This window comes from Pseudomonas sp. LG1E9 (genome assembly GCF_003290225.1).
GTDB lineage: Bacteria > Pseudomonadota > Gammaproteobacteria > Pseudomonadales > Pseudomonadaceae > Aquipseudomonas > Aquipseudomonas cyclaminis.
Genome location: NZ_CP029983.1, coordinates 2,013,986 through 2,027,450, shown reverse-complemented (window position 1 = coordinate 2,027,450; position 13,465 = coordinate 2,013,986). Strand labels below are relative to the sequence as shown.

Annotated in this window: 10 protein-coding genes and 3 pseudogenes; 8 read left to right on the top strand and 5 right to left on the bottom strand. The window is 58.4% G+C overall.

The features are described 5' to 3' along the window. Positions 1-29 precede the first annotated feature (29 nt). The 4 genes from DNK50_RS09475 to DNK50_RS09460 are packed head-to-tail and all read right to left on the bottom strand — an operon-like array spanning position 30 to position 2,958. Entirely contained in the window at positions 30-536 is a 507-nt protein-coding gene (locus DNK50_RS09475; RefSeq protein WP_112193725.1) for a GNAT family N-acetyltransferase, read from the bottom strand. Further along, the gene (locus tag DNK50_RS09470; protein WP_112193723.1) at positions 533-1,171 is read right to left on the bottom strand and encodes a LysE family translocator; all 639 of its coding nucleotides are present in this window, start codon (positions 1,169-1,171) and stop codon (positions 533-535) included. The genes DNK50_RS09475 and DNK50_RS09470 overlap by 4 nt, the downstream gene beginning before the upstream one ends. A 23-nt stretch (positions 1,172-1,194) precedes the next feature. After that, positions 1,195-1,608, bottom strand: coding sequence for an NUDIX domain-containing protein (locus DNK50_RS09465; RefSeq protein ID WP_112193721.1), 414 nt, complete (start codon positions 1,606-1,608; stop codon positions 1,195-1,197). Positions 1,609-1,656: 48 nt separating this feature from the next. Next, positions 1,657-2,958 carry an HD domain-containing phosphohydrolase gene (locus tag DNK50_RS09460; RefSeq protein WP_099583514.1) on the bottom strand — a complete coding sequence of 434 codons (1,302 nt, stop codon included), beginning with the start codon at positions 2,956-2,958 and terminating at the stop codon, positions 1,657-1,659. 219 nt (positions 2,959-3,177) lie between these two features. Here DNK50_RS09460 and DNK50_RS09455 point away from each other — a divergent pair, with 219 nt between their 5' ends. The 4 genes from DNK50_RS09455 to DNK50_RS09440 all read left to right on the top strand — a co-directional run bounded on the left by DNK50_RS09455 (position 3,178) and on the right by DNK50_RS09440 (position 9,221). After that, entirely contained in the window at positions 3,178-5,055 is a 1,878-nt protein-coding gene (locus DNK50_RS09455) for a bifunctional diguanylate cyclase/phosphodiesterase (protein WP_112193719.1), read from the top strand. 64 nt (positions 5,056-5,119) lie between these two features. After that, complete coding sequence (locus tag DNK50_RS09450; protein WP_112196914.1) at positions 5,120-6,043, top strand: cytochrome-c peroxidase; 924 nt, start codon at positions 5,120-5,122, stop codon at positions 6,041-6,043. After that, positions 6,040-7,854, top strand: a complete 1,815-nt coding sequence (locus DNK50_RS09445; protein WP_112196913.1) for a DAHL domain-containing protein — start codon at positions 6,040-6,042, stop codon at positions 7,852-7,854. The genes DNK50_RS09450 and DNK50_RS09445 overlap by 4 nt, the downstream gene beginning before the upstream one ends. After that, entirely contained in the window at positions 7,851-9,221 is a 1,371-nt protein-coding gene (locus tag DNK50_RS09440) for an ATP-binding protein (protein WP_112193717.1), read from the top strand. Before DNK50_RS09445 ends, DNK50_RS09440 begins: the two co-directional genes overlap by 4 nt. 20 nt (positions 9,222-9,241) lie before the next feature. Here the strand turns inward: DNK50_RS09440 and DNK50_RS09435 are convergent, their stop codons facing one another. Beyond that, on the bottom strand, positions 9,242-9,514 hold the full coding sequence (locus DNK50_RS09435) for a type B 50S ribosomal protein L31 (RefSeq protein ID WP_099583517.1): 273 nt from the start codon (positions 9,512-9,514) through the stop codon (positions 9,242-9,244). Between the two features lie 189 nt (positions 9,515-9,703). On the opposite strand from DNK50_RS09435, the pseudogene DNK50_RS09430 reads away from it, so the two are divergent. The 4 genes and pseudogenes from DNK50_RS09430 to DNK50_RS29455 all read left to right on the top strand — a co-directional run. After that, positions 9,704-10,444 (top strand): annotated as a pseudogene (locus DNK50_RS09430) (glutamate synthase-related protein); the annotation flags it as partial. Positions 10,445-10,731: 287 nt separating this feature from the next. Then, positions 10,732-11,052 (top strand): annotated as a pseudogene (locus DNK50_RS09425) (transposase); the annotation flags it as partial. A 286-nt stretch (positions 11,053-11,338) separates the two neighbouring features. Further along, positions 11,339-12,454 (top strand): annotated as a pseudogene (locus DNK50_RS29460) (methyl-accepting chemotaxis protein); the annotation flags it as partial. A 45-nt stretch (positions 12,455-12,499) separates the two neighbouring features. Beyond that, the gene (locus DNK50_RS29455; protein WP_370661146.1) at positions 12,500-13,375 is read left to right on the top strand and encodes a methyl-accepting chemotaxis protein; all 876 of its coding nucleotides are present in this window, start codon (positions 12,500-12,502) and stop codon (positions 13,373-13,375) included. The last annotated feature ends 90 nt before the right edge of the window (positions 13,376-13,465 follow it).

Genomic DNA, 13,465 nt, shown 5'->3' with positions numbered 1-13,465 from the left:
AAACCAGCCCTCGCTCCCACAGGTAAATCTCAGTCGGTCTTCAGTTCACGCCACATGTGGATCTTGTCGAAATATTCGACGCCCACCCGCACCGCCAGCGGCTCCAGGCCGTATTGAATGAACCCGCAGCGTTGGTACAACGCAAACGCGGCATCATTGCCGGCGGTGACGGTCAGCTGGATCACTTTGAGGCGCGGGTGCTGGCGTGCTTCATCGAGCGCCGCTTCCACCAGGCGTCGGCCCAAGCCCTTGCGCTGATAAGCCTCGGTCACGTACATGCCGAACAACGTTACCTTGTGCCGCGCCTTTTCCCGAGGCTCGAACGCCAGGCCGACAATCCCCGCCAGTTCATCCCCTTCGAAACCGCCCAGCAGCCGATCCAACGGGTTGTCGAGGCGCTTCTCCCACCAGCTCAGCGGCATCAATGCGCGCTCGGCCACGCTGGAGGTAAACGCCTGTGGATAAACCTCATAGGCCTGCAGCATCAAGGCCCGATACACCTGCGCATCAGCCGCCCCGAGTGCGCGAATGTTCATGCGCTGCGCCGTTGCTCAACCACCAGCCGCACGGCCAGGGCGGCGAGGACAAAACCCATGAAATAGCGCTGCACCGACAGCCATGTGGGGTTGTGCATAAACCACGCGGCGATGGAGGCGGCAAACAGCGAGATCAGCATGTTCACCAGGAAACTCACGCTGATCTGGGTGAAGCCCAGCATCAGGCTCTGGGTAAACACCGAACCGTGTTCCGGGGTGATGAACTGCGGGAACACCGAGAGGTAGAACACCGCGATCTTGGGGTTCAGCGCGCTGGTAAGAAAGCCCATGGTCACCAGTTTGCGCGTGGAGTCCGGCGGCAATTGCTGGGCCTCGAACGGCGAGCGTGCGCCCGGCTTGACCGCTTGCCAGGCCAGCCACAGCAGGTAGAGCGCGCCAGCCCACTTGAGCACTTCATAGGCCATCGGCACCGCGAGAAACACCGCCGTCAAACCGACCGCCGCCGCGAACAGGTGCACAAAGAACCCCGCCACCACACCGAGCAACGACACCATACCCGCCTTGCGGCCCTGGCAGATCGAACGGGAGATCAGGTAGATCATATTCGGGCCGGGGGTGAGCACCATCAGCAGGCACGCGGCGGCGAAAATCAGCAAGTCGTTGAGTGGGATCACGGGTCAGTCCTTGAGCCTGTGCATCAGGCAGTGGTAGTCAGCGATGAGCGATAGAACGGCAGGATCAAATCACGCGTCAACGGCGCCAAGACCAGGCCGCCATCACCGGCAGGGTCGATCCAGCGGACTTCTTCGATTTCGGCGGCAGGGGCGACGGGCACGTCAATCTGCACTTGGAACAACTCGGCTTCCACGGTGAACCCCGGCTCGTTGGCCGCAGGGGCAGAGAAGTTGCCAAGATAGGCGGCCGCGTTGGGATCGATACGCAGGTTCAGCTCCTCAAACAGTTCCCGGGCCAGGGCCTCGGCCGGTTGCTCGCCGGCATCGATCTTGCCACCGGGCTGCATAAAGGCCTGGGTGCCGCGCTTGCGCACCAGCAGGGTTCGGCCGTCAGCACCGATCAAAAGGGCGGCGGCGATGCGGATAGTGGTGGACATGAAATAAAAGCCTTGAAATCAAAAGAGTGAACAGTAATGGAACGCGGCTCACGCCTCCTCCGGTTCCTTGATAAATACGCTGTACTTGGCCCCTTCCATCGCCTCGAACGCAATCAGCTTGTCCACCAGCGGCAGGTTCAGCACCTTGCCGGCGTTGAGCAGCAGCATGCCGTTGTCGGCATTGAGATTGCGCGCCAGGACCATCCCGGCGGCCAGCTCACGGGTGCTCAAGACCTTGACGGTCGGATCGCCCAAGGTCACGTCGCTGAGAAACGCCGCGCAGGCCTGGACGAAGTCTTCGATCAGCTCTGGGTCATAGAGGCGGCCGGCATATTTGCGGATATATAAGAGTGCTTCATCACTGTTCAGGCGCCGTTCGAGGATCAGGCCTTTTTGCAACTCGATGAAGTCCACTGCCAGTTTCAGCAGGCGAGCACCGAACGGAATCGCCTCGCCCTTGAGGTGGTCGGGAAAACCGCTGCCATCCCAGCGCTCCTGATGATGACGAATCATCCGCGCCGCATCCTTCATCGGCTCCAGCGTCATCAACAGCGATTCGCTCTGCGCCGGGTAGCCGCGGTAACGCTCGCGATCGGTGCTGTGCAGCTTGTCGGCCGGCTCAACCAACATGCTGTCGCTCCAGCTCAGCTTGCCAATGTTGTACAGCGCCGCCGCCATGGCCAGGTCGCGGGTACTGGCTTCGTCCATGGACTGGGCGGCGCAGTAGACCCGGATCAGATCGATCAACGGGCGGTTGGTTTGTTTGTCCTTGGGTAAACGCAGGTTGGCCAGCAGCGAAAACACTTCGGTGCCCGTCACGTAGCTGCGTTTGAGTTCGTCGTAGGCCAGGTCGAGCATGTCGGCGGTCTGTTGCAGCTCACTGGTGCGTGCCACCACGCGCTTTTCCAGGGTGGAATTCAATAGCTTGAGCTGCTCGTTCTGCTGATGCGTCAGGCGCTCCAGGCGCTGATGCTCCAGGGCCTGTTGCAGGATCAGCTTGAGTTCCTCGTCATTCCAGGGCTTGCCGATATAGCGGTGGATCTGCCCTTCGTTGATCGCCTTGATGATCGTCGGCAGGTCGGCATAACCGGTGAGCAGGATGCGGCTGGTGGCGGGGTAGAGGCGATGAACCTCGGCCAGCAACTGCGCGCCGTCCATGCCGGGCATGCGTGCATCGCTCATCACCAGGTCGATGGGCTGGGCGGCCATGATTTCCAGGGCCTGGGCACCGCTGCCGGCGAGCACCACATCGAATGGCTGGCCGCGCAACAGGCGGCGCAGGCTGTTGAGGATCGACTCTTCATCGTCGACCAGCAAGACTGTGGGTTTCGTAGCCAGTTGTTCATCCATGCGTGCTGCGCCTTCCAATTAAACTGAGTTGAGCTAAATTGAACCCTTGTGCCAAGCCGTCTTGCCTCGCTTAACGCGCGGGGTTGATTTGACGCCAACTGGCCGCCAATTTCAAGGGAACCCGACTATGCTGACACAGCAGGTCCGCGCCCCGCGCAGCAATGGAACCAGGGAAGGAATCGTTATGCAGTCGACCCCTTTGCAGGTGAGGAGAGCGTCATGAACTCGAGCTCAGGGCGGGCCAACCGTCGCATCCTGATCGTCGATGATACGGCCTCGATCCATGAAGACTTTCGCAAGATTCTCTGCCCGGCTGTACACGACGAAAAGACCCTGGACAGCCTCGAAGCAACCCTGTTCGGCACCACAGCCGCCCCGCCGCGCCAGTTATTTGTGCTCGACTCTGCCTACCAGGGGCAGGAAGCCCTTGAGCTGGTGAACCAGGCCCTGGCCGCCAACGCGCCTTACGCCATGGTGTTCATTGATATGCGCATGCCGCCCGGCTGGGACGGCCTGCACACCATCGAACAGCTGTGGAACGCCGATCCCAACTTGCAGATCGCCCTGTGTACGGCCTACTCCGACTACTCTTTCGAAGCCATCGAGGCACGGCTGAAATACAACGACCAGTTGCTGATCCTGAAAAAACCCTTCGACCACTTGGAGATCCGCCAGATGGCCAGCGCGCTGACCTGGAAATGGCAGCTCGCCCAGGACGTCGCGCTCAAGATGCTTGGCTTGGAGCGCACCATCGAAGAACGGGTGCAGGAATTGCTCAAGGTCTCGCACCTGCTTCAATACGACGCGCTCACGCAGTTGCCCAACAGCACGCTGCTGGGCGACCGCCTGACCCAGGCCATTGCGCTGGGCCGTCGACATGACACGCAATTGGCGGTGATGTTTATCGGGCTGGACCGATTCAAACGTATCAACAACGCCCTGGGCTATCCGGTAGGCGACGAAGTGCTCCAGCAGGTCAGCCAAAGCCTGATCGCGACAGTGCGTGCGTCGGACTCGGTGTTTCGCTATGGCACCGACGAGTTTGTGATCCTGCTCAACGATGTCCAGCATCCTCAGCAAACCCAGCACATTGCCCAGAAGCTGCTTAAAACTATCAGCGCCACCCGCCATGTGGCGGGGCATGACCTGAGCGTCACCGCCTGCCTGGGCATCAGTATTTACCCGAATGACAGCGGCAACGCCGTAGAGCTGATCAAGCATGCCGAAACCGCCATGCACACCAGCAAGGAACGCGGCCCGGATAATTTCAGTTTTTATACCGAAGACATGAACCTGCGCGCCCAGCACCAGCAAAACCTGGAAAGCGCGATACGACAGGCACTGGAACGCGATGAATTTGTGTTGCATTACCAGCCAAAACTGGACCTGGCTTCCGGCAACATTGTCGGTGCGGAGGCGCTGATACGCTGGTTCCAGCCGCGCTCGGGGTGGGTCAACCCGGCTGATTTCATTGCAGTGGCTGAAGACAGCGGCTTGATCGTTCCGCTGACCCAATGGGTACTGCGCCAGGCGTGCGAGCAAGCACAGATTTGGCGGGTGATGGGCCTCCCCCCCTTGCGCGTTTCCGTGAATATCTCGGCCATCGACTTTCGCCAGCGCGATTTCGTTGACAACCTGGCGGCGGTTCTCAAGGAAACAGGCCTGCCATCGGCACAACTGGAGCTGGAAATCACCGAGAGCGTGCTGATGCAGAACGTCGACGAAACCGTGGATATCCTGCAGCGAATCAAGGCCATGGGCGTGCGCCTGGCACTGGATGATTTCGGCACGGGTTATTCCAGCCTCAGCTACCTGCGCCGTTTTCCCATTGATGTGCTGAAAATCGACCAATCCTTCATACGCGGCTTGAACACCAACAGCCAGGACGCGCAGTTGATCACCGCGATCATCGGCATGGGCAAGAGCCTGGAACTCAATATCATCGCCGAAGGGGTGGAAACCACCGAACAACTGGACTTCCTGAAAACGCTGGAGTGCGAGGAAGGCCAGGGTTTTCTGTTCAGCAAAGCCGTGCCGGCGAAAGATTTCGCCCAGTTGCTGCAGGTCGGCCGTGCGATGCCGATAACCCGACAATAGCCCCACGCTTGCAAGGAGTGCTCGCTTGAATGAAGTCTCAACCTATGGTTTGGGTCTGGCCGTCATGGTGGGACTCAGCATGCCACTGCCGGCCGCCCCTCTGGAAGAGGCGCTCAAGCCTTTGCCGCCAGTGCCGGTGCTGGACGCAGCCAAAGTCGAACTGGGCCGCCAGTTGTTCAATGAGCCACGCCTGTCGGTGAATAACACGCTCTCCTGCGCCAGTTGCCATCAGCTGGAAGCCGGGGGTGCTGACAGCAAGCCTTTCTCCATCGGCTTCGACGGCAAGCCGGTGGAGATCAATACCCCCTCCGTATTCAACGCCAGCCTGAATTTCAAGCAGTTCTGGAATGGCCGGGTGGACACGCTGGAAGCCCAGGTCGAGCAAGTGGTCATCAGCCCGGCGGAAATGGGCAGCGACTGGAAAACCGTGGTGCAGAATCTAACCGCCCTGCCCGCCTACCAGAACGCCTTCAAACAGGCCTACCCCGACGGCGTCACCGCAGCCAATGTGCAAAACGCCCTGGCCACCTATGAACGCACGCTGCTCACCCCCAATTCGCGCTTCGACCAATACCTGCTGGGCAACACCGACATCCTCACGAAGCAGGAAAAATACGGCTATCAGCGTTTCAAGGATTACGGCTGCATCGCCTGCCATCAGGGCGTGAATATCGGCGGCAATATGTTCCAGAAATTCGGGGTGATGGGTGACTACTTCAAGGCGCGGGGCAACCCGGTCGAATCAGACCTGGGGCGCTACCTGCTGACCAAGGACGAAGAAGACCGCCATGTGTTCAAGGTGCCCAGCCTGCGCAATGTGGCCGTCACCGCGCCGTACTTTCACGACGCCTCGGCCAAGACCCTGGCCGAGGCGGTGGACGTGATGTTCAAGTACCAGCTGGGGCGCAACCCGTCCCAGGAAGATAAAGACCTGATCATCCAGTTTCTCAAGACCTTGACCGGCGAATGGGCGGGCAAGCCTCTATGACCCTTACCCGCCGCCGCACCAGCCAACTCTTGCTCGGCCTGATCGCCCTGCTGCTGGCCTCGACACTGGTATTTCTGTACCTCAAGTCCTCCCGCGACCAAACGGCCACCTATACCCAGTCACGGGACTTGATCCGCCAGCTCAAGCAGCTCAATGCCCAATGGGACAGCGAAGTGCTCAAGGCGCGGATCGCGCTCACCCACAACTATGACCCGCTGGTTACGCCGCTCGCGGACATGACACAACTGTGGGCCAAACTGGGCAGTGACGCGACTTACCACGACCCCGAAGACCTGCCCCGCTGGAAGGCCAGCACAGAGGCGTATGAGGCAGCCATCCAGGAGAAAGCTCGCCTGGTCGACCAGTTCAAATCCCACAATGCCGTGCTGCGCAACTCACTGGCGTTTTTGCCGACCGCCGAAGATGACATCCAGGCGCAGTTCAATCGCATTGACGACGCAGGCCGCCTGCAACTGCAAGATGTGGCCACCGACACCTACGATCTTCTGCTCAGCAGCCTTGAATTCGCCCAGGTCACCAGCGACGAGCGCGCCGCCGATATCCTGGTGGGCCTGGGCAAGCTGGCGATCAACAAGGATCGCCTGCCGATCGAGTTCCAGGCCCCGGTGGAGATCCTCAGCAACCACATCTCGTTGATCCTGCGCGAACAGCCGGTGGTCAACGGCCTGCTTGAACGCATTGCCGCAGTCCCTGTGGCCGACCGCCTGGACGAGCTGAACAACCACCTCAATCAGGACCAGCAAGCCGCCGACCTGATCGACCATCAATACCACCTCTACCTGCTGATCTTCTCGACGTTGTTGGTGGTATTGCTGCTCTATCTGGCGGTGCGCCTGCTGCGCAGTTTCGCCGAGATCAACCGGGTCAACCGCGCCTTGCAAGCAGCCAATGAAACCCTGGAGCAACGGGTGGAACGGCGCACCCAGCAGCTCAAGGATGCCCAGAGCGAACTGCTGGACAGCGCCCGCCAGGCCGGCATGGCGGAGATCGCCACCAACGTGCTGCACAACGTTGGCAATGTGCTCAACAGCGTGAATATCTCCGCCGACCTGGTCACCCGCAAACTGCGCAGCAGCAAGGCATTGGGATTGGGCAAGGCCATGCAGTTGATCAACGAACACACGGCTGACCTGGGCACCTTCCTGACCCAGGATGAAAAGGGCAAGCTGCTGCCGGGCTACCTCAACCAATTGGTGGAGGCCATTGCCATCGAACAGCAAGGCATGGCCGATGAACTGGCGCAACTGAGCAAAAGCGTTGACCACATCAAGGACATCGTCTCTACCCAGCAATCCTATGCCGGAGCATCCACGCTGATGGAGCCGGTGCATATCAGCGCCCTGATGGAAGACGCCCTGCGCATGAACGCCGGCGCGCTGAGCCGCCACCACGTCACAGTGGTCAAGGAATATGCGCAAGTGCCGGAAATCATGGCCGACAAACACCGGTTGCTGCTGATCATGGTCAACCTGATCAGCAACGCCAAGTACGCCATGTCCAACCTCACCGACCGGCCACGGCAGATGACCCTGGCGGTGCAACAATTGGACGACACCACCTTGCAGATCAGCGTGAAGGACGAAGGCGAAGGCATCCCCGCCGAGAACATGACCCGGATCTTCACCCACGGTTTCACCACCCGCAAGGAGGGCCACGGCTTCGGCCTGCACAGTTGCGCCCTGGCCGCCGTGGAAATGCACGGCCAGCTCAGCGCCCGCAGCGACGGGCCGGGGCTGGGCGCAGTGTTCACCTTGACGATTCCTCTGACCCTTGCCGGAAGCCCGCCATGAACCAACCACCTAACCGGCGCATTTTGCTGATCGACGATACCCCGTCGATCCACGACGATTTCCGCAAGATCCTGATGCCCACCGGTGAATCGAACCAGGCGCTGGATGATATGGAGTCGGCACTGTTCGGCGACACCAGCAAACCCACGGTACAACCCTTTGAGCTGCACTCGGCCTATGGCGGAGAGGAAGGCCTGCAATTGCTCGCCACGGCCATGGCAGAAACCCGGCCCTATGCCCTGGCGTTTGTGGACATGCGCATGCCCCAAGGCTGGGACGGCGCCAAGACCATCGAAGAGTTGTGGAAAGTCGACCCTGGCCTGCAGGTGGTGGTGTGCACCGCGTATTCGGATTATTCCTGGGATGACCTGCTGCATCGCCTGCAGGGCTACGATCGTTTGCTGATCCTGAAAAAACCGTTCGACAACATCGAAGTCCAGCAGATGGCCAATACCCTGGCCAACAAATGGGACATGGCTCGCCGCGCCTCACTGCAAACCGCCCACCTGGAGCAGTTGGTGGAACAGCGCACCCTGGCGCTGCAAGTGGAAATCGACGAGCGCAAGCAACTGGAAAGCCAACTGGTACAGTCGGAAAAGCTCGCATCCCTGGGACAGTTGGCCGCGGGCGTGGCCCATGAGATCAATAACCCGGTGGGGTTTATCTCGTCCAACCTCAGCACGCTCGATGGCTACTTCAACCAGCTGCAACAGATGCTGGAAGCTTACCGGCTGGCCGAGGACAGCCTCGCGCAGGGCGAGCAACTCAAAGCCCTGCGCGCCGAACTGGAACTGGATTTTCTCAAGGACGACATTCCCCTGTTGATCAGGGAGTCCAAGGAAGGCATCGGGCGCGTGGTGCAAATCGTCAAGGACCTGAAAAACTTCTCGCGGGTCGACAATGACCAGACCTGGCAATTTGCAAACCTGCAGCAGGGCATCGACTCCACGCTGAACATCGTCGCCAGCGAGCTCAAGTACAAGGCCGACGTGATCAAACGCTATACGCCATTGCCGGAAATCGAATGCCTGGCCTCGCAACTCAACCAAGTGGTCATGAACCTGGTGATCAACGCCGCGCAAGCCATGGGGCCGGAGCGCGGCACCATTACCATCAGCAACGGCGTGGAAGGCGAGAACGTGTGGCTGGAAGTGGCGGACAACGGCTGCGGGATTGACCCGCAGGCCATGCAGAAAATCTTTGATCCATTCTTCACCACCAAACCAGTGGGCGAAGGGACGGGGCTGGGGTTGTCACTCTCCTACGGCATCGTCAAAAAACACCGTGGCGATATCTCCGTGAGCAGTGAGCTGGGCAAAGGCACGCGGTTTCGCGTGGTGCTGCCGATTCGGCAGACGGCGGCGTAGGGCACGCCGCCGCATCATGCTCACGCCTCGGCTTTTTTCGGACTCGACCCAAACGCCGCAAAGCGCTTGTTGAACCCGGCAATCCGGCCTTCGACCTGGGTCTTGCGCTGCTGGCCGGTGTAGATCGGATGCGACGCGCTGGACACGTCCAACGGGATGTACGGGTAGGTGTTGCCGTCGCTGTGTTGATGGGTGCGATCGCTGTCGGCGGTGGAGCCGATCAGGAAGAACACGTCGGCAGCGGTGTCGTGGAACAGCACTGTGCGGTAGTCGGGATGGATACCAGCTTTCATGGGGCCTCCGGGGCGTTTGGTTGCGACTTGATTGTTATACAGTAACACCAAATAAGCCTCCAAACGAGAACCGATTGCAATAAGAAACGACCGGGGCGGCATATGAAGAATAATCCCCCAGGTTGTTTGTGGTTTCCGGACTGGCGCAGAATGCCCCATCGACCTCAGAGTCCGAACCAAGGAAACCGTATGAGCCTGTCCTTGCTAAGCCGCTACGCCTTTTTTGCTGTGTGCGTCATTTTTACCCTCGCCAGCCTCCCCTTTATCGAACATGAATGGCTGTGGCCCATCACCCTGGTCACCGGCGTGCTGAGCCTGATCGGCATTTTCGACCTGCTGCAAAGCCCCCACGCGGTGCGCCGCAATTACCCGATCCTGGGCAATATCCGTTATTTGGTGGAAGCCATTCGCCCGGAAATCCGCCAGTACCTGCTCGAATCCGATAGCGACGCCCTGCCCTTCTCCCGCTCGCAACGCTCGCTGGTCTACTCCCGCGCCAAGAACGAAACCGCCGACAAACCCTTCGGCACCCTCATCGACGTGTACCAGTCGGGCTTCGAATTCATCGGCCACTCCATGCGCCCGGCGCCGCTGAGCGATCCCAGCACGTTTCGTGTGATGGTCGGCGGCCCGCAATGCACACAGCCGTACTCGGCGTCGGTGTTCAATATCTCGGCAATGAGTTTTGGCTCCCTGAGCGCCAACGCCATTCGGGCGCTCAACCATGGCGCCAAGCTGGGCAACTTTGCCCACGACACCGGCGAAGGCAGCATCAGCCCCTATCACCGTGAAAACGGCGGCGACCTGACCTGGGAACTGGGCAGCGGCTACTTTGGCTGTCGCACCAGCGATGGCCGTTTCGACCCGGAACGTTTCGCTGTGCAGGCGCAGAACCCGCAGGTGCGCATGATCGAAATCAAGATGAGCCAAAACTTATACTGTCAACACGTTGATCCTTTTTTTCGCAAATATTTTCGCGCTGAAAGCCATGAAGTACAAGGATTTTCCCTCACTGCTTAGCTTGGAAGGCAGGTCAACATAATACGCACTTTTCATCTCCACGTGTTGACTCGAACTTAACACCAAACTCCCCCCGCAGCCCCCATTACGACTCTCATATTCCAGATCTCTGAAGCAGGCTGCCCGACCAATATTTCAGCAGCTGAAGCGCTTATCACCGAAGAATGCACGTCCAATCAGAAGCACCTGCAAGCCCTTCGGCCATCGCCAAGACCCTGGATTACAGCCTCAAACGCTGGATAGCGCTGACGCGCTATCTCGATGACGGTGCTGTGCCCATAGATAATAACTGGTGCGAGAATCAAATTCGTCCGTGGGCTCTTGGTCGCTCGAACTGGCTGTTCGCGGGATCGTTACGCAGCGGTAAACGTGCAGCGGCGATCATGAGTTTGATCCAATCGGCGCGACTCAACGGCCATGATCCGTATGCTTATTTGAAGGACGTCCTCACGCGCCTGCCGACGCAGCGGGCAAGTGAGATTGCGGAGCTACTACCGCATAGGTGGCGACCGGTTTAGTTGCGCAAGACGGGATGCCCGGACGCACCTCCAACTGGTGCCATTACCGGTCTACTTAGCCTTTATGCTGGTTATCCATGCATTCCTCCCTACAGCTTCGCCCGGTTCAGCCGATAGTTTTCGTACCAAGAGAAACGCGGCAATTCGATCCTGTAACAAAGGAGGGTAAGCGGCTTTTGAGGAAGATCTCTTGGAATGCTTTCATTACCTCATAACCATAAATGAGAGATGGGCACTTTTTAACGCCTAAGAAAGCACTCACAGACCTTGAGTGATAGAGAACCCGATGAATTTATTAGCGCCTGCCCTGTTCGTTACCAACCGTGTTCGATTCCCCATGAAATTCGTAATTTTGGGATTTATTGTCCTGATTCCTCTGCTCCTGCTAGGCACCCGGGTGATGCTTTCACTGAACACGAGCATCACGGGCATCAAGCATGAACAGGTGGGTCAACAATACTTGTTGGACGTCACCCCTATCCTGCGTCTAACCATGATTCAGAGGGCGCTGACACACGGCATGCTCAGCGGTGATACCAACGCAGTAGCCAATGCAGCACGCAATGCTGAAAAGCTTAACGATGCCTATGCGACTCTTGCTGCGCAGGACGCAAAATTTAGCACCCAACTGGCAACGACAGACCGAGTTCAGACGTTGCGTACCGCTAGTGTGCAGCTGGTTGAACGCGCCAAAGCAGGCGAAGCACCTTTGGTGATCTTTTCCGCGTGGAACGACCAGTTAACCGACCTAATGAATTTCGTTTACTACATTACGGCCACTTCCGGCATGATTTTGGACGAAGAAGCAGGTTCGTTGTACCTCATCGATCTAAGCTCTATACGTCTACCTCGGCAAATAAATCTGGTCGGACAGATTCGCGGTCTGGCCAGCGGTTTTAGCGCTGACCGTCCTCTGGACGACACCACTCGTATTTTTGCCCAGACTTTGTTGAAACAGGAGCTGCTAATGCGTCAAGAGTTGCAGCAGAGCCTTTCCCTGCTTCGCCGAGAAGAGCCGAAATTATCTGGTGTAGTTCAGCCGTCTGTAACAACAGCCATTACCGACCTGGAAAATCTGCGTAAAGACCTGGTGGACTACCTTGATCCGAGCAAGCGCTCAACCGTGAATGCCAACACCTTGGGCGAGCGTGGAAACGCCGTCGTTGCTCAGTTTTACAAAGCTCAGGATCAGATGCAGGAATCGCTGCGAATTCGAGTTGATGAGCGTCTGAATACACTGAGTAATGAGCGTACTTTCGGCACTGAGCTATTTATCGCCATTGCGATACTGCTGCTCTATGCGTTCGTCGGCATCTACAAGGCTCTGCGGATTGGGGTTGATGAGCTCCTAGCTGTGACGGCACGTATTGCTCAAGGCGATCTGAGCGCGCGCGTCCGAATCAACAGCCACGATGAAATCGGTGATGTAGGCGAGGGACTTAACCGCATGGTAACGGCCTTCTCGGGCTCACTGAGCCAGGTGGAGCGTAGCTCGCATTCAGTCTCAGATGCGGCAAAGCGACTAGAGATCTCCATAGGCCAAGCCAAAGCCTCAATGAACTCACAACAGGCTGAAACCGAGCAGGTTGCTACTGCCATCAACGAAATGACCGCGAGCGTTGCCGACGTGGCCCAGAATACCGAGGGCGCAGCACGTGCCGCTGAATCTGCAAGCAGTGCGTCTAACGACGGCTTGAAAGTTATGATTGAAACAAGTGCCGCTATTGAGGCGTTGGCTAACGAAGTGGAGCTCAGTGCAAGCAAAGTCGAAGCGTTAGCGACACACAGCAAAGAAATCGGTGGTGTCATCGAGGTCATCAGTACCATCGCGGATCAGACTAACCTGCTGGCCCTTAACGCGGCCATCGAGGCGGCGCGAGCTGGCGAGCAAGGCCGTGGTTTCGCGGTCGTGGCTGACGAAGTGCGGACTCTGGCCTCGCGCACACAAAACTCCACAGAAGAAATTCGACGGATCATCCAACAGTTGCAAGGCGCTACTGATGCCGCTGTTCAACAGATGAAGGCTGGGCAAACCCGAGCTAGGGAATGCATTCAGGCAGCGAGCCAAGCGTCTGGCAGCCTGAACCAGATCAATGAAGCAGTAGACGGAATTGTGGGCATGAACACTCAGATTGCAAGTGCGGCGGTGCAGCAACATTCGGTCTCAGAGGATATCAATCGCAACGTCATCGGCATTCGAAACAGCAGCTTAATCGTCATGGAAGGCGTAGAGGACAACGCCGTAACGGCTGACGAGCTTTCATTGCTCGCTAATGAACTTCGCAGCGTAGTCGGCAAGTTTAAGTTATCCAGCAACGCTTGAAAGGAATCTCAAGCGTTTCAATTGTTGATAGCACGAGAAAGTGCTTTGACAGGGTCTGACTGGGGTGATGATGCCCGGCAGTCCCTGATC

Excerpts from the sequence above, each read along its gene's own strand:
- DNK50_RS09460 (WP_099583514.1), bottom strand. The coding sequence starts at position 2,958 with ATGGATGAACAACTGGCTACGAAACCCACAGTCTTGCTGGTCGACGAT.
- DNK50_RS09450 (WP_112196914.1), top strand. The coding sequence starts at position 5,120 with ATGGTGGGACTCAGCATGCCACTGCCGGCCGCCCCTCTGGAAGAGGCG.
- DNK50_RS09465 (WP_112193721.1), bottom strand. The coding sequence starts at position 1,608 with ATGTCCACCACTATCCGCATCGCCGCCGCCCTTTTGATCGGTGCTGAC.
- DNK50_RS09475 (WP_112193725.1), bottom strand. The coding sequence starts at position 536 with ATGAACATTCGCGCACTCGGGGCGGCTGATGCGCAGGTGTATCGGGCC.
- DNK50_RS09440 (WP_112193717.1), top strand. The coding sequence starts at position 7,851 with ATGAACCAACCACCTAACCGGCGCATTTTGCTGATCGACGATACCCCG.
- DNK50_RS09455 (WP_112193719.1), top strand. The coding sequence starts at position 3,178 with ATGAACTCGAGCTCAGGGCGGGCCAACCGTCGCATCCTGATCGTCGAT.
- DNK50_RS29455 (WP_370661146.1), top strand. The coding sequence starts at position 12,500 with ATGGTAACGGCCTTCTCGGGCTCACTGAGCCAGGTGGAGCGTAGCTCG.
- DNK50_RS09435 (WP_099583517.1), bottom strand. The coding sequence starts at position 9,514 with ATGAAAGCTGGTATCCATCCCGACTACCGCACAGTGCTGTTCCACGAC.
- DNK50_RS09445 (WP_112196913.1), top strand. The coding sequence starts at position 6,040 with ATGACCCTTACCCGCCGCCGCACCAGCCAACTCTTGCTCGGCCTGATC.